This window comes from Streptomyces sp. NPDC028722, from assembly GCF_040637655.1.
Lineage (GTDB): Bacteria > Actinomycetota > Actinomycetes > Streptomycetales > Streptomycetaceae > Streptomyces.
Window position 1 is genome coordinate 144,871 of record NZ_JBEZWU010000019.1, and the last position, 22,092, is coordinate 166,962.

Consider the following 22,092-nt stretch of genomic DNA (forward strand, 5'->3'; position numbering starts at 1 on the left):
GGTGGGCTCAGCCCTGGGCGGCGAGTGGCTCGGCCGGGCTCCCGCTACGCCTGGGGGGAGATCGGGACCGACCCGACGCTCTCCCGCCGCGAACGCAGCATGATCTGATCACACTGACCGCGCTGGCCGCCCACCGGCACCTGGACGAGCTGGCCCTGCACGTCCGGGCGGCCCGGCGCAACGGGCCGACCCCGGAGGAGATCGGCGCGGTGCTGCTCCGGACCGCCGTCCACTGCGGAGTCCCGGCCGCCAACGCGGCCTTCGCGACGGCCCAACGGGTCCTCAGCGAGGAGCAGAGTCTCTGAGGACCGCCGACCCTCCGGCCGCACCCCCGCCGGCCGCCGCCCGCCCGGGCCGGTCCAGCGGCCCCGGCCGCGCTCGGGGGCGACCGGAAGCCTCGGTCGGCCGGAAGCCCGCGGTCGGCCGGTGGGCGTCGTGGACGGTGGCTCGGTCGGCGGGTCAGGGGAGGATGTGTCCCGATTCCAGGGCCTCGCGGGCCTGGGCCGTCAGGCCCTCCGCGCCGCAGGCTCGGGCGAGGTCCAGGCCCCGGTCGAGCTCCGCGGCCGAGCGGGCCACGATGCCGTACTCGATCCGGGCCGCCGCGTGCTCGTACTGGCAGGGCGAGGCCTCCAGGTAGGTGACGGCCCGGGCGGCGAGCCGTACCGCCTCCCGGCCCGTCGCCAGGGCGGCGGCGCAGCGCAGGGCCTCGCCGATCGCGGTGTCGGTGCCGAACCGCTCGGCCTGCCGGCGGGCGTCGGCCGCGAGCCGGGCGGCCCGAGCCGGGTCCTGGCCGGCGAGGGCCTTGGCGAGGTCGACGGACCAGGGTGCAAGGACGGGGTTGTGGCCGCCGCGGGAGGCGGCGGTCTTCTCGGCGGCCTCCAGTTCGTCGACGCCGTCCTCGGTGCGGCCGACGGCGAGCAGCAGCCGGCCGCGCACGGAGCGGATGTCGGGCAGCACGATCGTGGACGGGTACGGCGGCGCGAAGCCGTACTGTTCGGCGATCGACCAGGCCTCCGCGACCCGGCCCCGGGCCAGCAGGGTGTCGACCAGCCCGCAGACGGCCGACCAGTACAGCGGCAGGCGCCGGCCGACGCGTTCGGCGAGGGTCAGGGCCTCGCGCAGGGCGGACTCGGCGTCGCGCAGCCTGCCCTGTCTGCGATAGGCGAGGCCGAGGAAGGCGTTGGCCAGGGAGAGGTGGCCGCCGCGCCAGCCGGCCGTGGTGTAGACACGCCGGGCCTCGGTGAACAGGCTCTCGGCGCGGTCCAGCCGGTCGGCGTAGGCGTACGCGCTGCCGAGCATCATCAGCAGCTCCATGCCCCACGCGGGGTCGGTCCAGCCGAGGCCGGGCGCGAGGCGGCCGTTGACCAGGGCGCGGTCGCACAGGGCGACGACCTCCTCGGCGCTCTCGCCGTGGGTCATCGCGTCGAAGCCGCGCAGGATGAGCAGGGCGCGTTCGGCGTTGTCGCGGCCGGTGCAGGTGCCGGCCAGCTCGGCCAGGCGCCGGGAGCGGGCCGGGGAGACGGTCTCGCCGTGGATGCCCTCCCACATGAACTGGAAGGCCTGGAGCCGCATCCGCACGGGGCCCGCGTCGTGCCGGGCGGCCTCGGTCTCGACCGTGCGGACGGCCTCCTCCAGCTGGTCGTTGTGGAGCAGCGCCTGGGAGAGGCGGACGACGGCGTCGACCCGCTCGGTCCCGTCCAGGCCGCGCATGCCGAGCGCGCTCCGGAGATGGCCGATGGTGACGGCGGGGCTGGTCAGGAGGGTGGCGCAGCCCAGTTCGTACAGGACGTGCGCGTGGACCTCGGGGAGGGGCGGTTCCCGCAGGGCGCGTTCGAGGCAGCGGCGGGCCGCGTCGGGCGCGCCGACGGCGAGGTGCTCGCGGGCGGCGTCGCGCAGTTGCTGGACGAGTTCCTCGTCGTCGTCCGGGTGCACCTTCAGCAGGTGCCGGGCGGCCTCGGCGGCGCCGCGGCCCAGTTCGGTGATGATCTGGGCGGCGACCCCGTGCATGGCGGTGCACACGCCGGGCGGGATGGACCGGTAGACGGCGGAGGCGATGAGCGGGTGGACGAACTCCAGCTCGCCGCCGTCGTGTTCGGTGCCGCCTGCCGGGTCGGGCGGCGTGAGGATGCGGGCGTTGCAGAGGAGTTCGGCGCTGTGCCGGGCGACGTCGTCGGTCATGGTGGCGAGGCGGGCGACCATGTCGACGGTGATGCCGGTGCCGAGGATGGCGGCGGCCCAGGCGAACCGGGTGGCCTCCAGGCCGAGCGCCTTGAGCCGGTCGACGAGTCCGCCGCCGCGGGCGCCGCGGTTGAGGGCGCGCAGTTCCCCGGCCTGTGCCTCGACCGGCTGGAGTTCGCTGTCCCGCACCTTGGCGAGGAGTTCGACGGTGTCCGTAGGGGTTGCCGTCGGTGACGGCCCACACCTCGCGGCAGAACGCGTCGTCGGCCTGCCGGCCGAGGGTGGCGCGGGTGAGGCCGGCGGTGGCGTCCGGGGTGAGGCTTCTGAGATTGCTGACGGGGCGGCCCGCGGCGGCCACCGCGTCGAGGTGGCGGGCGCCGTCCCCGTCGGTCCCGTCCGGGCGGCGGGCGACCACGACGAGGACGGACAGGTCGTCCAGGCGTTGGGCGAACGCGGCGAGCCAGCGCAGGGTCTCCTGGTCGGCCCAGTGGGCGTCGTCGAGGAGCAGGACGAGCGGCCATTCGCGGCGGGCCAGCCGGCGTACCGCCGCGACGAGTCCGTCGCAGACGTACTGCGGGTCGGCGTTGCCCTCCCGCGGGTCGGTTATGCCGAGGGCGGGGCCGGCGATGTCGTACCAGTCGCCGAGGTACTCGCGGGCCTCCTCGGGCAGCAAGGACAGCAGTGCGGGCTGGAGCAGCTGCCGTACCACGTTGAACGGCACGGACCTCAGGGTCTCGGCGCCGCGCGCGGACCAGACCGTGCAGCCGCGGCGTTCGGCGATGCGGCGGGTCTCGGCCAGCAGCGCGGTCTTGCCGAGTCCCGCGTCGCCCCGGAACACCAGCAGGCTGCCCGCGGACGACCGGTCGGCGCAGAGCACGTCGAGCGCCTGTACGACGGTGGCGATCTCGGCGTCCCGCTCCCACAGGGGAGCCGAGCCGGCCGCCGACGGCCGTCCCTCCGTCATCCGTTACCTCCCCAGGTCGCCCGAACGACGTACGGAGCACGAGCGTAGCCGTCCGGTGGGGTGCGTGGTGGCCGGTCCCGGCAGGTACTGCCCCGCCGGGTGAACGGGGGCGCGGGCCGGCGACGCCCGACCCCGCCCGGACCAGCGGACGGGGCGTCAACACCCGGGTTTGGGGCGCCGGGGAGGCGCGGGAGCGGTGGGACGGGACGGGACGCGGGGAAATCTCGGGCGGAATGTGCCTATTGAGGGGATCGGCCGCGGATCCTCTCATCCCCCTTTCACCGTCGCCTCATACGGTGGGGACATGACGCAGGTGACTCCTCCCGGGTGGTATCCCGACCCCGGGCAGACGCATGACGGTCCGCCCACCGAGCGCTGGTGGGACGGCAAGGCCTGGACGGACCGGACCCGCCCCGCCGGCACGGCCGCCTCGTGGGGTCCCCCGCCGCAGCCGGCGGCGGACGGCGGCCCGCCGCCGGCCCCTCCCGGACAGCCGGCCCACCCCGGGCTGCCGGCCGGTCCGGCGCCCACGGCCCCGGCGGGGTACGGCGCCCATCCGGGATATCCGGTGTATCCCGCCCAGCCGCCGGCCGGCTCCCGGCGCGGTCTGCGCACGGGCATAGCCGTCGCGGTGACGGCCGCGGTGCTGGCGAGCATCGGGGTCGGCGTGTACGTCCTCGCCGGGCACGGCGGTGACGGCGACCGCGCGGGCTCGCGGCGGGGCCCGGCCGGCGGGCAGGACGGCGGCCGGGGCGGACCGTTCGGCGGACCCGGTGGTTCGGGCGGGTCCGGCGGGGCCTCGCCGTCGCCGGACCGGTCCGCTCCGCCGAAGGTCCAGGGCGGCGGCACGGTGTCCGACCCGGTCAGCGGCATCAGCCTGCCGGTGCCGAAGGGCTGGACGGGTCAGACGACCCGCGCCGGCGTGGTGGTGAACTCCGACGACTCCTACAAGTGCCCGGGCGACACCACCAAGACGTGCACCGCGGGCGGCGCCTCCACGGCCCCGGTGATGGGGCTGGGCAGCGGGGCCGACACGGCCGAGAAGGTCGCCGAGGCGGACATCGCGGCCAACGCCAAGGACTCGTACGGCGGCACCACCTACGGCAGCATCACCTCGCACAAGGTGCTGGCCTCCGAGGCGGTGACGGTCGCCGGGCAGAAGGGTTACCTGGTCCGCTGGAAGGCGGTCACCAGCAAGGGCGCCGACGGCTATGTCGAATCGGTCGCCTTCCCCTCGCCCAACGACCCCCGGCAGTTCGTCCTGGTGCGTTTCGGGGTGGACGTCGGCAAGCGGGTGTCCGTGATCGACGAGATCGTCAAGGGGATCAAGGTCTCGTCCGGCACCGGGAACGGCCAGGACGTCTGAGACCCGGATCGGCCGGGTGGGATTCCTCTCCGCTCAAGAGGAACCCCACCCGGCCGGGGGTGCGCGCCGCCCCCGTCCCCACGGTGCGGCGCGGTCAGGTCACCGTTCAGTCATCCCGTGAACGGCGGCCTGGGTCTTCAGGTGAGTCCCAGCGCGGGCAGCACGGCGGCCTCCACGAATCCGGCGAGGTAGTCGGAGTCGGCGTACTGGCCGCACAGCACCGGCCGCACCCGCAGGACGCCGAACATCATGGCGGGCACGTAGGCGAGCGCCGGGTTCTGCGCGGGGACCTCGCCGCGGGCCACGCCCCGGGCGAGCATCTCCTCCAGCGCGGCGATCTCGGGCAGGACCAGCGCCTCGCGCAGCGCCTGGGCCAGTTCCTGGTCCGCCGTCACCGCGTGCCCGAGGGCCTGGAGCAGCCGGGTGTCCTTGCCGGACCAGTCGCCCGCGGCCCGCGCGGCCCGGCGCAGGTCCTCGGCGAGCGATCCGGTGTCGATGCCGGCGAACCGGACCCGGCGGTTGGCGCGCAGCGCCGCCGCGACGAACTGCGGTTTGGTCTTCCACTGCCGGTACAGCGTGGACTTGCTGCACCGGGTGCTGGCGGCGACGCCCTCCATGGTGACGGAGTCGTAGCCGCACTCGCGGATCTGTTCCAGCACGGCGTCGAAGAACTCCCGCTCACGCTCCGGCGTGATCTTGGAGCGGCGCGAGGCGACGACCGTCTCCGGTTCGTCCGCGGCCTGCGACGTCATGCGCTGCTACCCCTCACTCGTGTACGGCCTGTCCGGCTGCGCGGCCCACTGCGGCGGGGCCGGGTGTCCGGGCCTGTCTCCAGTGTGTCGCACCTCAATCGATACGCCAGTGTACCGGTACCCAACCGTATCGGTACACTGGCGTATCGGTACGGAAACGTATCGATCAGTTCCGGGTCCGGCAGGACCTGACACGGGACACGCACGCACCACCACACGCACCACCGTCAGCGAAGGGGCCGGGGGATGAATGCCCGAACCGAGCCTGCGGGGGCGAAGGCGGAGCCGGACACCACGGCACGCCCGCCCCTGATACGTGAGTTCCTGCTGGTCGCCGGGCTCTTCCTGGTCTACAAGCTCGGCCGTCGGCTGGCCGTCGGGCACACCGCCGAGGCCTTCCACAACGCCCGCCGCGTGTGGCACCTGGAGCGGGCCGCGCACCTCCCGCACGAGAACGCCGTGCAGTCCGCGCTGCTGCACGGCGACACCCTTGTCCGCCTGGCGAACACCTACTACGCGACCGTCCACTTCCCGGCCACGCTCGCCTTCCTGGTCTGGCTCTACGTGCGGCGGCCCGCGCACTACGTCTGGGCCCGCCGGGTCCTCGCCGTCGTCACCACGGCCGCCCTGGTGCTGCCGTTCACGTTCCCGCTGGCCCCGCCGCGGATGCTGACCGGCACCGGCCTGGTGGACACCGCGCGGGTCTACGGGCCGTCGGTGTACGGCCCGCCGTCCAGCGACCACCTGTCCAATCAGTTCGCGGCCATGCCGTCGCTGCACCTCGGCTGGGCGCTGATGGTGGCGGTCGGCCTGATCGCCGCCACCCGGTCCCGGTGGCGTCCGCTCTGGCTGCTGCACCCGGCACTCACCCTGCTGGTGATCACCGGCACCGCGAACCACTACTGGCTCGACGCCCTCGTCGCCACGGTCATGCTCGGCCTGGCCCTCGCGGTCATCCATCCGCCGCGGCACACGGCCGCCACGGCCGGGCGCGGCGCCGGCCGGTTCGCCACGCCGGAGCCCGTCCTGGCGGGAGCGGTCCGATGAGCGCCGCCGCAGTGACCGCCCTGGCCCTGTCCCTGGTGTCGGCCGTCGCCTACGCGCTGGCCGCCGTCGCCCAGGAACGCCTCGCCGCGCGCAGCGCCGGCACCGGGCTGCTGCGGCTGCTGGGCACCGGCGCCTGGTGGTCCGCGGTCGGCCTGAACGCCGTCGCCGCACTGCTGCACGTCGTCGCCCTGAAGTACGGCCCGCTCACCGTCGTCCAGCCGCTGGGCGCCCTCACCCTGGTCGCGGCGGTGCCCCTGGGCGCGCGGGCGGCCGGCCGGCGGGTCAGCGCGGTGGAGTGGCGCGGTACGGCACTGACCCTGCTCGGTCTCGGCGCCCTGCTCGTCGCCGCCTCCGGCCCCGCGCCCGCCCGGGTGCTGTCGCTGAGCGAGGCCCTGGCGGTCGCCGGTACGACGGCCGCGGCCATCGGACTGCTGTCCCGGCCCGGCGCCCGGCCGGGCCTGCGGCACGCGACCGCGTCCGGCTTCGCCTCCGGTGTCGCTTCCGCGCTCACCCAGACGGTGACGGTCGCGGCCACGGACCGGTCCGGACCGGCGCTCGGCACCGAGGTGATCGTGGTGGCCGTGCTGGTCGCCGCGTTCGCCGTGGGCGGCCTGCTGCTGTCGCAGACGGCCTACCGCGGCGGCCTCGGCGCCCCGCTGGCCGTCGTCACCCTCGCCAACCCGGTGGCCGCCGCGGTGATCGGCCTCACCCTGCTGGGGCAGGGCCTCAAGGGCGGCGCCGGCGGGGTGCTGCTGGCCCTGGCCGGTGCGGCGCTGGCCGCGTCGGGAGTGGTGCTGCTGACGCGGGCGGCCCCCGCACCCGGCCGCACGGAGGAACCCGGACGGCACGCCGGACCAGAACTCCGGGAACACGAAGGCCCCGACGAGCACGACGAGCATCCGGTGGCGGCGGTGCTGGCCCTGGAGCCCGGGACGGCGACGCCCGAGCCGGTGCTGCTGCCACGGCGGACGGAGCAGCCGGGGCATCTCACGGCACTGTGACCGGGTACGGCGACGGCGGCCGGTGCGGGCGGAGGACATCCGCGTGCACCGGCCGCCGTCGCCGTACCTGTTCCGCCCGGCCGGTCAGCCCCAGCCGCGTGAGTCCTGCTTCAGCGCGGTGTCCACCGTCAGCGCCGTGGCCACCACGAGGCTCAGCAGCGGCTCGGGGAGCTGGTAGTGGATCTGGAGGACATAGTTGTCCGCGGTGGTGAACAGCGTCTTGGCGAGGCCTTCCCAGGTCTTGGTGATCCGGGCGACCTCATTGTCCGCGTGGTCGACGATCGCGAAGTTCCAGGCCCGCCAGTTCTCCGCCTTGATCGCGCCGATCTGCCGGCCGTCCGCCGTCATCGCGAAGTTGATCTTTCCGATCATGTTCTTCTGGACGATCTCGCCGACCGGCGAGCCGTCCGGGCGGGTCACGATCACCCGGGACTTGAAGATCTTCGCGGGGCGGGTCAGCAGCAGCTGCGGCTGGCCGTAGGCGTCGCGGATCTCCAGCTTGTGGGTCATGAACTGGTCGAGGCTGGAGACGAAGCGCAGGATCTTCTTCAGTACGCCCTGTCCGACCTGGGTGACCGATCCGAGCCGGTGGCCGTTCTGGTCCATGACCGTGTACTCGTTGGTCAGCTCGATCAGCTTGGCCTTCTGGTTCACGACCAGGACGGGCTCGGTGAAGAGGGTGCCGCCGCCGGGGCTGCCGGCCGTGACGCCGGCCTGCCGCTGCACCTGCCGCTGCACCTTGCTGTCGGTGGTCTGCTGCTGCGGGAAAGCGGTCTGCTGGGCCGGGGCCTGCTGCGGCGGAACCTGTCCGGTGGGCTGCTGAGCCGGGTTGGTGTGCTCGGTCCACTGCGCGCCGTCCCAGTAACGGAGCGTCTGGACCGCCCCGTGCGGATCCGGGTACCAGCCTGCCGGGGTGTTTGATTGCGTGGTCACCGGGGCACACTATCTTGCTCTGACCGGTACCTGACCAGTCCGCACGGAGCGGTGTTCATCTCCCGTTCAGCCCGTCACGATGGCCGGGTCGCTGACGCCGGGCAGCCCGTTCTCGACGTGGCCGGCGAAGCTCCGCAGGAAGACCGGGTCGGCCTCGGACGTGACGGTCAGGTCGTACCAGCGCTTGCTCGCCGCCAGACCGACGGTCCGCCTGACGGTCGCGCCGGGGCGCACGCTGATCGCGACGGGGCTGCCGCCGTAGCCGTCGGTCAGCGTCAGTCCGACGGTGCCGGAGCCCTTGTTGGTGAAGGTGAGCTGGATGTCGTCGCCCGCGTGCCGGGCAGTGACCTCGGGGCCGGCGACCTTGTTGCGGCCCTTGAAGACGCGCAGGAAGCCGTTGGGGCCGTGCACGGCGAGGTCGTAGGTGCCGCCGGAGTAGACGGAGTTCCAGGTGTCCGAGAGGCTCTTGCCGGCCTCCGTGGTGTACGTCCAGGGGCCGTCGGTGCGGTTGCCGGACGTGACGAGGAAGACGGCGCCCGCCTGCGCCCCCGAGGCGAAGGTGAGCGTGAACTTGCCCGCCGCGGTGTCCGCGGAACCGTCCGTCGTCGGCGCGTACTTCAGCGGGCGGGTGGGCCGGCTGCCGGGCTCCTGCACGGGCAGGGCGGGGTGGGCGGGCGGCTTGGGGACGTAGTCCGGGTGGCGGGCGCTGTCCGGCGGCCGGTAGCCGCTCGTGGAGGGCAGCGCGACCGGGGCCGTGTCCTGGCGGGAGAAGTCGAAGGCGCTGGTCAGGTCGCCGCAGACGGCCCGCCGCCAGGGTGAGATGTTCGGCTCGCGCACACCGAAGCGGCGCTCGATGAACCGGATGACCGAGGTGTGGTCGAAGGTCTCGGAGCAGACGTAACCCCCCTTGCTCCAGGGGGAGACGACGAGCATCGGCACCCGCTGACCCAGCCCGTACGGTCCGGCGACATGGCTGCCGTCGCCCTTGAACAGGTCGGGCGCCGGGTCCACCGTGGACCGGCCCTGGGCGGCGGAGGCCGGCGGGTAGGGCGGGATCACGTGGTCGAAGAAGCCGTCGTTCTCGTCGTAGGTGATGAAGAGCGCGGTCCTGCCCCACACCTCGGGGTTGGAGGTGAGCGCGTCCAGTACCTGGGAGACGTACCAGGCACCGTAGTTGGCGGGCCAGTTGGGGTGCTCGGTGAAGGCCTCGGGGGCCACGATCCAGGAGACCTGGGGCAGCCGCGCCCCCTGGACGTCCGCCTTCAGCCGGTCGAAGAAGCCCTCGCCCTTGCGGGCGTCGGTGCCGGTGCGGGCCTTGTCGTACAGCGGATCTCCGGGCCGGGCGGTGCGGTACTGGTTGAAGTAGAGGAGCGAGTTGTCGCCGTAGTTGCCGCGGTAGGCGTCGTTGATCCAGCCCCAGGAGCCGGCCGCGTCCAGGCCGTCACCGACGTCCTGGTAGATCTTCCAGGAGACCCCGGCCTGCTCCAGGCGCTCGGGGTACGTCGTCCAGCCGTAGCCCGCCTCCTCGTTGCCGAGGACCGGGCCGCCGCCCTTGCCGTCGTTGCCGGTGTAACCCGACCACAGGTAGTAGCGGTTGGGGTCGGTGGAGCCGATCAGCGAGCAGTGGTAGGCGTCGCAGACGGTGAAGGCGTCCGCGAGGGCGTAGTGGAAGGGGATGTCGTCGCGGGTCAGGTACGCCATCGTCGTGGCGGACTTGGCGGGCACCCACTTGTCGTACTTGCCGCCGTTGAACGCGGTGTGTCCGTCGTTCCAGCCGTGCGGGAGGTCCTGGATGAAGGCCAGGCCCAGGTCGTCGGCGTCGGGGTGGAAGGGCAGGATGTCCTTGGTGCCGTCGGACTGCTTCCAGACGGACCTGCCGTTCTGGGTGACCGGACGGGGGTCGCCGAAGCCCCGGACTCCGCGCAGCGAGCCGAAGTAGTGGTCGAAGGAACGGTTCTCCTGCATCAGGACGACGATGTGCTCCACGTCGTCCAGTGATCCGGTGCCGTAGTGGGCGGGCAGGGCGGCCGCCCGCTGGACGCTGCCGGCCAGCGCGCTGAACGCCGTGCCGGCACCGGCCACTTGGAGGAAGCGCCGCCGGTTGACTTCGGGCATGGGTGAGGGTCCTCTCGTCCTGACGTACGTCCGCGAACCGGTCAGTTGACGGAATGTGCGCGGAGCGAGTGTTCCAAGAGCAGCAAACGTCAGGGAAGTCTCCGGTGGCGCCCGCGTGAAAGTCGGCGGTACGAGTGGAGCCGGGACGCGCGCGCCGGGGACGCCGGCCGACACCCCGTCGCGGGCGGGTGAGGCAGCGGGGCGGACCGGCCGCGGCCCGCCCCCGGTGCCTCGCCCGGGCGCCGGTGATCCAGCCGGTGTCGATGTAGGAGTACTCGGAGGTGACCGGCAGGGTCCGGGCGAGCCGGGTGCCGTTGACGTACACGTTCAGCGCGCCGGACTGCCCGTCGGGTGGGTGAGTGTTGCGGGGAGGGGCGGGGCGCCGTACGGGAGAGAGGGTGGACCGGCCGTGCGGGTGCGAGACGGGCGCGCGAGAGGGGACGGGCGAGGGAGGGCGTGGCCCGCCCGCCGTACGGGCGAGGGGGGCCTGCCCGGCAGCCGGGCGAGAGGGGTCGCTCGTGCCGGCCCGGCGCCGCCGGCGACCTGAACGCCGGCGGTGCCGGGTCAGCTGTCGGGGGACGCGACGACCGTCAGGTGCGTGGCCGCGCCCCGGGGGCGGCGCGGGCGGCGGACCGGGGTGGCGGGCCTGCGGGGGTCGCGCAGGACCATCGACAGGCGCCGGTAGCCCAGCTCCCGCAGCGGCTGCGGCGCTTCCTCCACGATGCGGCACTCGGTGCGCCCGCGGCGCGGATCCGGGTGGAGCAGGAGGCGTACGGCGCCGTCGAGGCGGCTTCCGGCCTCACCGACGGCCCGGATCCAGTGCGGCAGGCCCTGCCGGTAGGCGGCCTCCATGATCGGGTCCTGGGCGATGTCCCGGCGGACCGCCTGGAGTTCGTGGTCGTGCCCGCACGTCTCCAGGGCTGAGCGGAGCTGGGCCAGCATCGGCAGGCACCAGCCCGGCTCGTGCTCGCCGAGCACCTCGCCCGCGTCCGGGTGGAACAGCACGAAACGGAGGAAGTTGTCGCCGGGCATGGCCGTCGGATGGGGGCGCACACCGCGGAAGAGTGTCTCGAACGCACTGTTGGCCATGACCACGTTCCAGTGGCGGTCGACGACCAGGGACGGGCAGGACAGAAATTCCAGCAGTGCTGCGTAGTCCTGGAGGTACGCCTGGGTCTCGCAGGTGTCGGGGACGGGCCGCGGTGCCGGCCGCTGCCCTCCTGCCTGATGTGCCATCGGGAGGTCACCCCTCTTGCCTCTGCGGCCTTTCACGCGGCGATGCGATCCTGCTGCCCAGCAAGAGTCGTGTCAACTATCGTGGCATTTCATGCCGCTTCACGGCTGAAATTCGCCACAGTTGTGGCGACACCTGGATGTGAGTTCGAGGCACCCGCTACTCTCCGGGAAGTTCACGGCGACCGCTCGTGAGAATCACGGACGCATCTGAAGCCCTCGAGAGACGTAGGAGTTCTGTCGGTGACGGATGGCTACGAGGATCCGGGCGCCTCGGCGACCGCCCAGCTGCCGGCCGTCGTCGCCCGCGTCACCGCGCTCGCCGACCGGCTCGGTGTACCGCACACCGAGGTCTTCGACGTCGGGCGGCTCTCCGTCGCCTGCGGTGTGCCGGAGGCGGTGGTCAGGGCCCTGCTCAGCGGCCGGCCCGCGGGTGAACCGGACGTCCAGGCCCGCTTCCTGCAACGCCTCGACCTGCTGCGCCGCACCCGGCTGAAACCGGGCGGACGCCGCTACACCCAGCAGGAGATAGCCGACGGCGCGGGCATGTCCCGGCAGCAGGCCGGCGCCCTCATCAACGGCGACCGGCGGCCCACCATGGAGCACTGCGACGCCCTCCAGCGCTTCTTCCGGGTGCACGCCGGCTTCCTCACCGCGGAGGACCCCGAGGCCCTCGCCGGCGCGTTGCAGCGCACCGAGCAGGATCTGCTCCAGAAGCTCGCCGACCGGGAGCGGGCCGCCACCCAGGACCCCGAGGACCCGCTGGAGCGGCTGCTCCAGGACCACGGCGTGCGCGGAATCGCCTGGCGGGCCGCGCAGTTGCCCACCGACCAGCACCGGGACAAGGTCGCCGAGTGGCTCGACATGCTGCTGGAGAGTGTCAAACGGCCCGAGTCGTGAGCAGGGGAGGACCGTGGGCATCGGCAGGGACACGCGCCGGCTGTGCGACGAGCTGGTGGGCGGGCTCGCGCTCCCCGTGCCCGCACCGCCGGACGAGCTGTACCGGGCGCTCTGCGAGGCGATGAGCCGCCGCCGGGGCCGGCCGGTGAGATTCCGAACGGCCGTCTTCCCGCCCGGCACGGCCAGCGGACTGTGGCTGTACCTGACCGACCGGGACGTCGTCGTCGTGGAGGAACGCACCGCCCCGGAACACCAGTTGGTGATCCTGGGCCATGAGCTGTGGCATGTGCAGGCCGGCCACTGCGGGCACCCCGTGGACGGCGCAGGCGCCACGATCCGGCCGCTGGGCGAGGACACCGGGCGCACGGCGCGCCGGGCCGCGGTGGGCCGGACCACGGTGCGACGGGCCGCGGTGGGCCGGACCACGGTGCGACGGGCCGCCGCCCGCAGCCGCTTCGACCTCGCCGAGGAGCGGGACGCCGAGTCCTTCGGCCTGCTGCTGGCCAGCAAGTGCCGCACCCTGCTCGCCGGTTCGGCGCCGCGCGGCCCGGCACGGCGGGACGGCGTGGCCGGCCGTATCGGGGCCTCCCTGGGATATCCGTACCCGCAGGCCTGAGCCGGCTCCGCCGACGGGCGGCCCTGGTGTCCCGTCGCGCCGTGGTGCGGTTCCGCGTCCGCTGAGCGGGCGAACCCGGGCCGAGCCGGACGGCGTTGTCAGTGGTGGGCGGCAAGCTGGGTCCGTGCGCGCCGCGGGGCGCGTGACCGTGACGCCTACTCGGGGAGAGCCGACCGATGCCCACCGCCGTACTGACCGACCGCGAGCGCACCGCCGTGCAGGCCTATCTGCGGCTGCTCCACACGGTGCGCGCCGCCTTCGACGGGCCGCCGCAGGACGGCCGGCCCACCGTCGTCCCGCCCACCGTGCTCGCCGAGGCGGAGCGGGCGCTGGCCCGGGCGGGACTCGCGGGCAACGAGGAGCAGTTCTTCCGGCTGCTGCGCGACTGGGGCCCGCACGCCTGAGCGCCCGGGCGACTCCCGCGCCGCCGCCGTGTCCCGGGCGGACCAAGGGCCCCGGCGGCGGGGGGCGCGCGGGGATACTCTGGCCGCGGCCCGCCGCACGGACACGCCCGCACGCGGCGGGCGCCCGCCCGGGAAGGGCCGGCCTCACGGCGCCCGACCGCTCGGGGGCGACCACGGCGGCCGAACGGACGGGCCCGGCCGCACGGCGCCAGCCCAGACTCCATCGGGGATGTCCACGACGGCTGAACGCGCGGGCACGGCCGCACGGCGCCCGATTCCAAGGTGGCCGACTCGCCGGCACGGCCGCACGGTGGCCGGAGGCGCACGGGTGGCCGCGGTGGGCCGGCCGGTGTCGCCGGGGGGCGGCCGTGACCGGGTGTCAGGGGCGGCCGGGTGGTGGCGGTTGGGCTCAGGTGTGGGGGATGACCACGGACGTGGTGACCAGCCCGTCGCGCACCGTCCACCGGCCCTCGAAGACCCGCAGTCGCCGGCCGTCGACCACGGGCCCGGGCACCAGGAGCGTGGCGCTCAGGGTGCCGTGGCTCTCGCCGCCGGGTTCGGGGTGCAGGGTGATGTCGGCCTCGGAGAAGTCCAGCCACTTGCGGGTGAGGGGGAACCACGCCTTGTAGACGGACTCCTTGGCGCTGAACAGGATCCGGTCCCAGTGCACGGCGGGCCGCTGCTCGCCGAGCCGGTCCAGCCGCGCCGCCTCCGCGGGCAGGAAGACGGACCGGCCGACCCCGTCCGGGAGCGGGCCGTGCGGCTCGGCGTCGATGCCGAGTGAGGCGAGGTCGGTGGCGCGGACCAGGGCGGCGGCGCAGTAGCCGTCGCAGTGGGTCATGCTGCCGAGCAGGCCGTCCGGCCAGCGCGGAGCACCCCGCTCGCCGCTGATGACGGGCTGCGGCGGCACGCCGAGTTTCTCCATGGCGCGCCGCGCGCAGCCCCGGACGGCGGCGAACTCGCGGCGCCGCTTGGTCACCGCGCGGGTGACGAGCGCTTCCTCGGCCGGGTAGAGCGGGGAGTCCCACAGGGGGTCGTCAGCGTGCGCCTCCACGGCCACGACCGACTCCGGGAGCAGCTCCTCGATCACCTGCGTGGACCTCCATCGGCAGGACGCGGCGCAGCCTTCCCGGAGGATCCGGGCGCTTGCGCCATTCGCGGGGGTATCCCACGGAGACCTCCATGAAGCGGACTCCGTCGTGCCAGGTGGTGCGGGGGATGTGCAGATGGCCGTAGACCATCGTGGCGACCCGGAACCGGCGGTGCCAGTCCGCGGTCAGCCGGGTGCCGCACCACATGGCGAACTCGGGGTGCCACAGCACCTCCGTGGGGTGCCGGTCCAGCGGATAGTGGCCGGCCAGCACGGTCGGGAGGTCCTCGGGCAGTTCGGCGAGCCGGCGCTCGGTCTCGGCGACCCGCGCCCGGCACCAGGCCTCGCGGGTCGGGTAGGGGTCGGGGTGCAGCAGGTACTCGTCGTTGCAGACGATGCCCGTGCTCTCCGCGTAGGCCAGGCCCTCGGCCTTGGTGGCGCAGCCGGCCGGCAGGAACGAGTAGTCGTACAGCAGGAACAGCGGGGCGACGACGACGGGACCGCCGGCGCCGCGCCACACCGGGTACGGGTCCTCGGGGGTCACCACGCCCAGCTCCCGGCACACCTCGACGAGGTGGTCGTAGCGGGCGGCGCCGCGCAGGGTGACCGGGTCGCTCGGGTGGGTCCACAGCTCGTGGTTGCCGGGCGCCCACAGCACCTTGCGGAAGCGCTTCGCGAGGGTGCCGAGGGCCCAGCGGATGTCGGCGACGGTCTCCGCGACGTCCCCGGCGACGATCAGCCAGTCGTCGTCGCTCCGGGGGCGCATGCCGTCGACCAGGGCGCGGTTGTCCGGGTAACTGATGTGCAGGTCGCTGATGGCCAGCAGCTGTCCGGCCCCGGCCGTCGACTCCACCCCGCACGCCCCTTCCGATCATCCGATGGCACCACAACAACACATGCGCGGGGCAACGGACAAGAGGCTCCCCGGCCGCGTGTCGTACCGCTGCGGCGGACGGTCCGATTCCGTAACACGCGCGTGGCACGCCTGGGCACTTGAAAGCCGTATGATCGCCCCGACACCAGCGCCCTCCCTCTTCTCCCCTGCACGGGGCCGTTCGGTGACCCTTCCTCCCTCCTGCCCGGGCTCGGGCCGCTCCGCCCTGCCCGCACACCTCCGAAAGGTGGCCCGCATGCCCTCACGCGTACGCGTCTGGCTCAACCGCACGTACGCGGAGAACGTGTTCTTCATGGATCAGCTGCGGAGGAATCCCAGCGACCGGGCGGTCGAGATCCATGCCACGCACGGCGACCCGGACTCCCCCGTACTGGCCGCCGCCGACACCGCCGAGCTGGAGCCCGAGGGACTGTCCCCGGCCGCGTACGTCGAGTACGCCCTGGTCCAGTGCGCGCGGCGCGGCATCGACGTGTTCGTGCCCCGGCTGCACCAGTCGGCGGTCGTCGCGCACCGGGCGGACTTCGCGGCGGCCGGTACGGCGCTGCTGGCACCGACCCCCGAGGCGCTGGCGGTGTTCGAGGACAAGGCGACCGCGTACGAGGCGGTCCGCTCGGTGGGTGTCCCGGTGCCGCCGTGGCGGCGGGTCCGGACTGCGGACGAACTCCTCGCGGCCGTGGAGGAGTTGGAGGCGGCGGGCCACCAGGTCTGTTTCAAGCCGGCCGCCGGTGCGGGCGGGGTCGGCTTCCGGGTGATCACCCGGGCTCCCCTCTCACTGGCCGCACTCGCCGGTTTCCCCGGCCCGTCCGTGCAGCTCGGTCCGGTGGTCGAGGCGCTGCGGCGGGCGGAGGAGCCGGTGGACTGGCTGGTGATGCCGCGCCTGGAGCAGCCGGAGGTGTCCGTGGACTGCCTGACCGGGCCGGACAACCGGCTGCGGCTCGCGGTGGGCCGCACCAAGAACGGCCGCCGCCGGGGCTTCACCCTGGACGAGCGGTGGCTGGAACCGGCCCGGCTGATCGCCGAGGGCTTCGGGCTGCACCATCTGTCCAACATCCAGTTCCGCATGCTCGGTGACCGTCCGGTGCTGCTGGACGTCAACACCCGTCCCGCCGGCGGCCTGCACCAGCTGGCGCTGTGCGGCGTCAACGCGCCCTGGGCGGCGGTGCGGCTGGCGCTGGGCGAGGACCCCGGGGTGATCGAGCCGCCGTTCCTCGGGCAGGACTACACGGTGGTGTCGGGTCCGCGTCCGCTCGCGCCCGTGACGCTGCCGCGGCAGCGGTCGGGTGCCGGCGAGACGGTACTGCCCGCGGTGCCGGCGCCCGTACGGGCGGCGGAGGCGGCTCAGGCGCTGCCGCTGTAGGCGCGGGTGTTCACGCCAGGTACGCCAGGCCCGGGTGGACCGCGGTGTAGCCCTCGACCAGCCGGCGGGCCACGGTGACCGAGTCGACCAGCGGGTGCAGCGCGAAGGCCTTCACGGCGGTCGCCCGGGACCCGGACCCGGCGGCGGCCAGCACCTCGCGTTCGACCGCCTTGACCGAGCAGACCAGGCCGGTGGCATGGCCGGGGAGCGGGTCCGCGGACAGCGGGTGGGCGCCGTTCGCGTCGACCAGGCAGGGCACCTCGATGACGGCGTCGGCGTCGAGCACCGACAGGGTGGAGCGGTTGCGGACGTTGAGGATGAGGGTGGTGCGCTCGTCGCGGGCGACGGCCCGCATCAGCGCGAGGGCGACCTTCTCGTATCCACCGGACAGGTCGTCGGCCTCGCGGTCGCCGGCGCCGGCGCTCTCCCGGTTCTCGGCCATGTAGGTGGCCTCGCGTTCGGCGCGGGTGCGGTCCCAGGCGAGCAGGGCGGAGACTTCGGGGTCGCCCGCCTCCGCGTAGAACCGGGCCTGCTGGTCGCGCAGGAAGGCACCGCGGGTCCGCTCGGCCTCCTGGTAGGCGCGTACGGTCTCCCGGTTGAAGTAGTAGTAGTGCAGGTACTCGTTGGGGACCGCGCCGAGCGACCGCAGCCAGTCGGCGCCGAACAGCCGGCCCTCCTCGAAGGAGCCGAGCAGCGCGGGGTCGGCGAGCAGCCGCGGGAGTTCGTCGCGTCCGGCGACGCGCAGCCCGCGCACCCAGCCGAGGTGGTTGAGGCCGACGTAGTCGATGAAGGCCTCCCCGGGGTCGGCGCCGAGGACGCGGGCGATGCGACGGCCGAGGCCGACCGGCGAGTCGCAGATGCCGATGACGCGGTCGCCGAGGTGGCGGGACATGGCCTCGGTGACCAGTCCGGCCGGGTTGGTGAAGTTGATCACCCAGGCGTCCGGGGCGAGACGGGCCACGCGCCGGGCGATGTCGACGGCGACGGGAACGGTGCGCAGGCCGTAGGCGATCCCGCCCGCGCCGACCGTCTCCTGTCCGAGCACGCCCTGCGCGAGCGCGACCCGTTCGTCGTCCGCCCGTCCCGCCAGACCGCCGACGCGGATCGCGGAGAAGACGAACCCGGCGCCGCGCAGGGCCTCGTCCAGGTCGGTGGTGGCGGTCACCCGGGGCGCGTCGGGGACGCCGGCGGCCTGTTCCGCCAGCACCCGGGTCACCGCGTACAGCCGGCGTTCGTCCAGGTCGTGGAGGACCACGTCGGTGACCCGCCCCTCGGCGCGGTCGGTCAGCAGTGCTCCGTACACGAGCGGCACCCGGAACCCGCCGCCGCCCAGAATCGTCAGCTTCACACCCGTCCCCTTCGCCCGTCTCCCGGGACTCCCGCCGCGTCCGTCCCGGGGGCCGGGCGCGGCGCCGCCGCACGGTCCCGGTCGTCCCGCCGGCATGCCAGGGACCCTATCGCCGTCCGCCGTCACCCCGCGCCGCGCCGGCACCCGCCGTCCGCCACCTGCTCACACCGCCCCGCCGAAGAAGACCTGCACCTCCCGGATGTGACCGTCCCGCACGGTGACGGCCTCGACGTTGCGGTACCGGCCGCCGGAGGCGAGCTCGTACTCGTAGTGGACGAGGACCAGTTCCTCGTCCGCGGCGACGAGGTGCAGGATGCGCTGGTCGGTGAACCGGTCGGCGGTCGGGAAGCAGCGCGCGAAGAACGCCGCCCTGTCGATGTGGTCGTCCTGCGGGCTGGTGAAGGTGAAGTCGTCGGCGTAGAGGGGGAGTGCCGCCGCGCGGTCCTGTGCCCGGTAGTGCCGGAAGGCCGCCTCGACGACGCCGGCGGGAGACCCGTTCATGCGCTGTCCTCGGTGGGGAGGGTGACCGTACCCCGCCACGATAAGCCGGGCACGGGCCGCGGGCGGGCCGTGCCACGGGGTGCCGCGCCGGGACTCCGGGAGGCGCCCGCACGGGCGCGCCGGGCGGCGGGCGGCGCGCCACCGGCCGGGAGGGACGGCAGGGACGGCTTCATCCGGTGAACTCGCGGGCCGCGAAAGGCGTTTATCTGTTTCAACCCTTGACGGTCGCGGGGGCGGGGAGCACATTGGCCGCATCCTTGAGAGCGCTCTCAGGACACCCGCGCGTCTCGCCGTACCCAGAGAGGCAACCCATGAGCGAAACCCCCGGAACACCACCCCCACCCGCCGGAAGACCGCACGGCACCCCGGTGCCCACCGGCCGACGGCGGTCCGTCCGCAAGGCGCTCGTCGCCGCGCTCGGCACGCTCGGTCTGGCCGTCGCCGCGGTGACCGCCGGCACCCTGCCCGCCGGCGCCTCCGCGCCCGCGCCCCCCGCGGGCTGGACCCAGGTCTTCATGGACGACTTCAACGGCGCGGCCGGCTCCGGCGTCAACAGCGCCGACTGGCAGTACGACACCGGTACGTCATACCCCGGCGGCGCCGCGAACTGGGGCACCGGCGAGGTCGAGACGATGACGTCGAGCACGAACAACGTCGCGCTGGACGGGAACGGCAACCTGCTCATCACCCCGCGCCGGGACGCCTCGGGCCACTGGACGTCCGGCCGGATCGAGACGAACCGCACGGACTTCCGGCCCCCGGCCGGTGGAAAGCTGCGGGTGCAGGCCCGGATCCAGCTGCCGAACGTCACCGGTGCCGCCGCCAAGGGCTACTGGCCGGCGTTCTGGATGCTGGGCGCGCCGTTCCGCGGGAACTACTGGAACTGGCCGGGCATCGGCGAGCTGGACGTCATGGAGAACGTCCAGGGCCTGAACACCGACTGGGCCACGATGCACTGCGGGACCGGTTCCGGCGGCCCGTGCAACGAGACCACCGGCATCGGCGGCTCCACCCCCTGCACCGGCACCACCTGCCAGGCGGGCTTCCACACGTACGCGATGGAGTGGGACCGTTCGACCAGCCCCGAGGAGATCCGCTTCTACCTGGACGGCGTCAACTTCCACACCGTCAAGGCGAACCAGGTCGACGCCACGACGTGGGCGAACGCCACCGACCACGGCTACTTCCTCATTCTGAACGTGGCCATGGGCGGCGGCTTCCCCGGAGCGTTCGGCGGCGGCCCGGACAGCGGGACCGAGCCGGGCCACCCGATGGCCGTCGACTACGTGCAGGTCCTTCAGTCCACGGGCGGCGGGGGCGGCCCCACTCCCCCGCCGTCCGGCAACCGGAACGCCTACAGCGCCATCCAGGCCGAGTCCTACGACAGCCAGTCCGGGGTCGCCACGGAGACCACCACGGACACGGGCGGCGGGCAGGACATCGGCTACCTGGCCAACGGTGACTGGGCGCTGTACAAGGGCGTCGACTTCGGCTCCACACCGGCGAGGCAGTTCTCCGCCCGGGTCGCGAGCGGCGCGACGGGCGGGGTCAGCGGCCTGGTCGAGGTACGGCTGGACAACCGCGGCAACGCGCCCGTCGGCAGCTTCGCCGTGGGCGGCACCGGCGGCTGGCAGTCCTGGCAGACGGTGCCGGCCAACATCAGTGCGGTGACGGGCACCCACGACGTCTACCTGACCTTCACCAGCGGCCAGCCGGCCGACTTCGTCAACCTGAACTGGTTCGACTTCGGCCACTGACCGCCCACGGAACGGCACCGGCACCGGCACCGGCACCGGCCCACCCGTGCACGCCGGCACGGACGGGGCCCGCGGGGTTCTCCCGCGGGCCCCGTCGTGCTCCACGCGCCCGGCTTCTCTTCGAGGACCTCGACGTTCGCGGGAACGTCTCGGACTCTCCCGGGACCCGGGCAGGAGTGACCCGCCCCTGGTCGCATCGCGGGCACCAGATCACAGCTGGCTCGCTCCACTTCGTCGGTCGCGCCGGTCAAGGCGGCCGTCCTTCACCGGTCCAGGGCTGCCAGCATCGTGTGGAACCAGTCGGTCACGGAGATGCCGTCGTCACGGGGGTCGTAGCAGGCCCCGCCCTCGTCCAGCCACAGATCGGCGAGCTCCTTCTCGGACGTGCCCGAGGTGAGCAGGCCCTGGATCGCCACGCGCAGGGCGCCGACGGCGTCCGCGGGATGCACGTCCCGGTAGTCCTCCAGCGCCTCCGCCGGTGAGTCGTACTCCAGGTCGTGGTCCTGGTGGAAGTACGCACCGGCGAGGTGCGCGACCGCTTCGGGAAGCATCGGATCTCCGGGTGGTGGTGCCGCTGTCCTACGTGACCGCCGACGGTACCCACACCGCCCCCACCGCCTACCAGCCGGGCCAGGGCGGGCTTCCCGCCGCCGGCGCCCCCGCGCGTTCCTACTGTCCGGCCGGGTCGCTAGCGCAGTTCCGCGCGGAAGGCCACCGGGGTCTGGCCGGTGTGCAGGTGGAAGAACTTGGAGAAGTTCGCCGCGTCGGGGAAGCCCACGGCCGCTCCGACGCGGCCGATCGGCAGGTCGGTGTGGGCGAGGAGGCGCCGGGCCTCCAGGACGACCCGTTTGTCGATGAAGCCCTTCGGGGTCTCGCCTGTGGCCGCGCGGACGGCGCGGACCAGGGTGCGGCGGGAGTAACCGAGGGCATCGGCGTAGGCGCTGACGCTGTGCTGGACACCGAAGCCCTCCTCGACGGCGTCCCGGAAGCGGGTGAACGCGCTGTCGGGCTGCTGCCGGCCGGCCTGGGACGAGCTGGCGGCGAGATGGCCCAGGCGCAGCAGGAACGCGGTCAGGGTGTGCCGCAGCACGGCCGTGTGAAGGCCGGGCGGGAGCGTCGCGGTGTCCTCGTACTCGCGGCGCAGCTGGTCCAGGGCCGCCTGGAGGGCGTCGAGCTGGGCCGGGGCGGGGCGCAGCAGGGGCGGCAGGTCGTAGCGGTACAGGCCGGTGGCCTCGACGGTGGCGGGCGGCAGAAAGCCGGGTTGCATGGTCAGGACGGTTCCGCGGTACACGCATTCCCGGGAGAAGCGGTGGACCTGTCCGGGGCGTATCCACAGCAGGTCGCCGGCCGTCGCCTCGTACTCGGCGAAGTCGACCATGTGTCGTACGGGGCCGTCGGTGAAGAGCATGACCACGTGGAAGTCGATGCGGTGAACGCGGTGCAGGGGGGCGTCGGTGTGCCAGGTGCGGTCCGCGCCCATCGGTCCGATCTGGAGGCCGACGCCGCCGACGGCCAGGTCGGCCGGGAAGGGGAGGGTTCTGATCCCGTCGTGGTCGGTCGTCCCGTCGTCGCCGGTACCGGCGCCGGCGGCGTGCTGTGTCCCGTCGTTCTTGTCGGTCATGCCCGTTTCGTGCC

General features: G+C 73.8%; 18 protein-coding genes and 2 pseudogenes. 9 read left to right on the forward strand and 11 right to left on the reverse strand.

Going from position 1 to position 22,092, the window contains the following annotated elements; all coding sequences use genetic code 11:
• Positions 1-39: 39 nt before the first annotated feature.
• A pseudogene (locus AB0F03_RS26335) lies at positions 40-305 on the forward strand (carboxymuconolactone decarboxylase family protein); the annotation flags it as partial.
• Positions 306-459: 154 nt separating this feature from the next.
• Here the strand turns inward: AB0F03_RS26335 and AB0F03_RS26340 are convergent.
• Positions 460-3,142, reverse strand: a pseudogene (locus AB0F03_RS26340) (AAA family ATPase).
• A gap of 304 nt (positions 3,143-3,446) precedes the next feature.
• Here AB0F03_RS26340 and AB0F03_RS26345 point away from each other — a divergent pair.
• Complete coding sequence (locus AB0F03_RS26345; protein ID WP_361996188.1) at positions 3,447-4,508, forward strand: DUF2510 domain-containing protein; 1,062 nt, start codon at positions 3,447-3,449, stop codon at positions 4,506-4,508.
• Positions 4,509-4,645: 137 nt separating this feature from the next.
• On the opposite strand, the gene AB0F03_RS26350 is transcribed toward AB0F03_RS26345, so the two are convergent.
• The gene (locus AB0F03_RS26350) at positions 4,646-5,260 is read right to left on the reverse strand and encodes a TetR/AcrR family transcriptional regulator C-terminal ligand-binding domain-containing protein (RefSeq protein ID WP_361996190.1); all 615 of its coding nucleotides are present in this window, start codon (positions 5,258-5,260) and stop codon (positions 4,646-4,648) included.
• 246 nt (positions 5,261-5,506) lie between these two features.
• Here AB0F03_RS26350 and AB0F03_RS26355 point away from each other — a divergent pair, with 246 nt between their 5' ends.
• Positions 5,507-6,307, forward strand: a complete 801-nt coding sequence (locus AB0F03_RS26355; RefSeq protein ID WP_361996192.1) for a phosphatase PAP2 family protein — start codon at positions 5,507-5,509, stop codon at positions 6,305-6,307.
• Positions 6,304-7,308 carry a hypothetical protein gene (locus tag AB0F03_RS26360; protein ID WP_361996194.1) on the forward strand — a complete coding sequence of 335 codons (1,005 nt, stop codon included), beginning with the start codon at positions 6,304-6,306 and terminating at the stop codon, positions 7,306-7,308. The genes AB0F03_RS26355 and AB0F03_RS26360 overlap by 4 nt, the downstream gene beginning before the upstream one ends.
• Before the next feature lie 84 nt (positions 7,309-7,392).
• Here AB0F03_RS26360 and AB0F03_RS26365 read toward each other — a convergent pair whose 3' ends face one another.
• From AB0F03_RS26365 to AB0F03_RS26375, 3 genes are all read right to left on the reverse strand, one after another.
• Positions 7,393-8,241, reverse strand: coding sequence for a phospholipid scramblase-related protein (locus tag AB0F03_RS26365; RefSeq protein ID WP_361996196.1), 849 nt, complete (start codon positions 8,239-8,241; stop codon positions 7,393-7,395).
• 66 nt (positions 8,242-8,307) lie between these two features.
• Positions 8,308-10,356 (reverse strand): phosphocholine-specific phospholipase C, encoded by a 2,049-nt coding sequence (locus AB0F03_RS26370; protein WP_361996198.1) that lies wholly within the window; start codon positions 10,354-10,356, stop codon positions 8,308-8,310.
• Between the two features lie 564 nt (positions 10,357-10,920).
• The gene (locus AB0F03_RS26375; protein WP_361996200.1) at positions 10,921-11,592 is read right to left on the reverse strand and encodes a hypothetical protein; all 672 of its coding nucleotides are present in this window, start codon (positions 11,590-11,592) and stop codon (positions 10,921-10,923) included.
• Positions 11,593-11,832: 240 nt separating this feature from the next.
• Here AB0F03_RS26375 and AB0F03_RS26380 point away from each other — a divergent pair, with 240 nt between their 5' ends.
• The 3 genes from AB0F03_RS26380 (at position 11,833) to AB0F03_RS26390 (ending at position 13,509) form a co-directional block, all read left to right on the forward strand.
• Positions 11,833-12,489 (forward strand): helix-turn-helix transcriptional regulator, encoded by a 657-nt coding sequence (locus AB0F03_RS26380; protein ID WP_361996202.1) that lies wholly within the window; start codon positions 11,833-11,835, stop codon positions 12,487-12,489.
• A gap of 13 nt (positions 12,490-12,502) precedes the next feature.
• Positions 12,503-13,105, forward strand: a complete 603-nt coding sequence (locus tag AB0F03_RS26385; protein ID WP_361996204.1) for a toxin-antitoxin system, toxin component — start codon at positions 12,503-12,505, stop codon at positions 13,103-13,105.
• A gap of 176 nt (positions 13,106-13,281) precedes the next feature.
• Complete coding sequence (locus tag AB0F03_RS26390; RefSeq protein WP_361996206.1) at positions 13,282-13,509, forward strand: hypothetical protein; 228 nt, start codon at positions 13,282-13,284, stop codon at positions 13,507-13,509.
• A gap of 409 nt (positions 13,510-13,918) precedes the next feature.
• Here the strand turns inward: AB0F03_RS26390 and AB0F03_RS26395 are convergent, their stop codons facing one another.
• Both AB0F03_RS26395 and AB0F03_RS26400 read right to left on the reverse strand, forming a co-directional pair.
• A complete protein-coding gene (locus AB0F03_RS26395; RefSeq protein ID WP_361996207.1) occupies positions 13,919-14,599 on the reverse strand; it encodes a 4'-phosphopantetheinyl transferase superfamily protein in 681 nt (226 codons plus the stop codon).
• Positions 14,547-15,452, reverse strand: a complete 906-nt coding sequence (locus AB0F03_RS26400) for a metallophosphoesterase (protein WP_361996209.1) — start codon at positions 15,450-15,452, stop codon at positions 14,547-14,549. Before AB0F03_RS26400 ends, AB0F03_RS26395 begins: the two co-directional genes overlap by 53 nt.
• Before the next feature lie 277 nt (positions 15,453-15,729).
• On the opposite strand from AB0F03_RS26400, the gene AB0F03_RS26405 reads away from it, so the two are divergent.
• On the forward strand, positions 15,730-16,851 hold the full coding sequence (locus tag AB0F03_RS26405; protein ID WP_361996211.1) for an ATP-grasp domain-containing protein: 1,122 nt from the start codon (positions 15,730-15,732) through the stop codon (positions 16,849-16,851).
• 10 nt (positions 16,852-16,861) lie between these two features.
• Here the strand turns inward: AB0F03_RS26405 and AB0F03_RS26410 are convergent, their stop codons facing one another.
• Both AB0F03_RS26410 and AB0F03_RS26415 read right to left on the reverse strand, forming a co-directional pair.
• Complete coding sequence (locus tag AB0F03_RS26410; RefSeq protein WP_361996213.1) at positions 16,862-18,199, reverse strand: 6-phospho-beta-glucosidase; 1,338 nt, start codon at positions 18,197-18,199, stop codon at positions 16,862-16,864.
• Positions 18,200-18,361: 162 nt separating this feature from the next.
• Entirely contained in the window at positions 18,362-18,700 is a 339-nt protein-coding gene (locus AB0F03_RS26415) for a nuclear transport factor 2 family protein (RefSeq protein WP_361996215.1), read from the reverse strand.
• Between the two features lie 311 nt (positions 18,701-19,011).
• Here AB0F03_RS26415 and AB0F03_RS26420 point away from each other — a divergent pair, with 311 nt between their 5' ends.
• Positions 19,012-20,457: a glycoside hydrolase family 16 protein gene (locus AB0F03_RS26420; protein ID WP_361996217.1), complete on the forward strand. Its 1,446-nt coding sequence runs from the start codon at positions 19,012-19,014 to the stop codon at positions 20,455-20,457.
• 263 nt (positions 20,458-20,720) lie between these two features.
• On the opposite strand, the gene AB0F03_RS26425 is transcribed toward AB0F03_RS26420, so the two are convergent.
• Positions 20,721-21,008, reverse strand: a complete 288-nt coding sequence (locus tag AB0F03_RS26425; protein ID WP_361996219.1) for a contact-dependent growth inhibition system immunity protein — start codon at positions 21,006-21,008, stop codon at positions 20,721-20,723.
• 137 nt (positions 21,009-21,145) lie between these two features.
• The gene (locus tag AB0F03_RS26430) at positions 21,146-22,078 is read right to left on the reverse strand and encodes an AraC family transcriptional regulator (RefSeq protein WP_361996221.1); all 933 of its coding nucleotides are present in this window, start codon (positions 22,076-22,078) and stop codon (positions 21,146-21,148) included.
• Positions 22,079-22,092: the final 14 nt, after the last annotated feature.

Excerpts from the sequence above, each read along its gene's own strand:
- AB0F03_RS26425 (WP_361996219.1), bottom strand. The coding sequence starts at position 21,008 with ATGCTTCCCGAAGCGGTCGCGCACCTCGCCGGTGCGTACTTCCACCAG.
- AB0F03_RS26375 (WP_361996200.1), bottom strand. The coding sequence starts at position 11,592 with ATGGCACATCAGGCAGGAGGGCAGCGGCCGGCACCGCGGCCCGTCCCC.
- AB0F03_RS26430 (WP_361996221.1), bottom strand. The coding sequence starts at position 22,078 with ATGACCGACAAGAACGACGGGACACAGCACGCCGCCGGCGCCGGTACC.
- AB0F03_RS26345 (WP_361996188.1), top strand. The coding sequence starts at position 3,447 with ATGACGCAGGTGACTCCTCCCGGGTGGTATCCCGACCCCGGGCAGACG.
- AB0F03_RS26390 (WP_361996206.1), top strand. The coding sequence starts at position 13,282 with ATGCCCACCGCCGTACTGACCGACCGCGAGCGCACCGCCGTGCAGGCC.
- AB0F03_RS26350 (WP_361996190.1), bottom strand. The coding sequence starts at position 5,260 with ATGACGTCGCAGGCCGCGGACGAACCGGAGACGGTCGTCGCCTCGCGC.
- AB0F03_RS26370 (WP_361996198.1), bottom strand. The coding sequence starts at position 10,356 with ATGCCCGAAGTCAACCGGCGGCGCTTCCTCCAAGTGGCCGGTGCCGGC.
- AB0F03_RS26420 (WP_361996217.1), top strand. The coding sequence starts at position 19,012 with ATGAGCGAAACCCCCGGAACACCACCCCCACCCGCCGGAAGACCGCAC.
- AB0F03_RS26355 (WP_361996192.1), top strand. The coding sequence starts at position 5,507 with ATGAATGCCCGAACCGAGCCTGCGGGGGCGAAGGCGGAGCCGGACACC.
- AB0F03_RS26360 (WP_361996194.1), top strand. The coding sequence starts at position 6,304 with ATGAGCGCCGCCGCAGTGACCGCCCTGGCCCTGTCCCTGGTGTCGGCC.
- AB0F03_RS26415 (WP_361996215.1), bottom strand. The coding sequence starts at position 18,700 with ATGAACGGGTCTCCCGCCGGCGTCGTCGAGGCGGCCTTCCGGCACTAC.
- AB0F03_RS26405 (WP_361996211.1), top strand. The coding sequence starts at position 15,730 with ATGCCCTCACGCGTACGCGTCTGGCTCAACCGCACGTACGCGGAGAAC.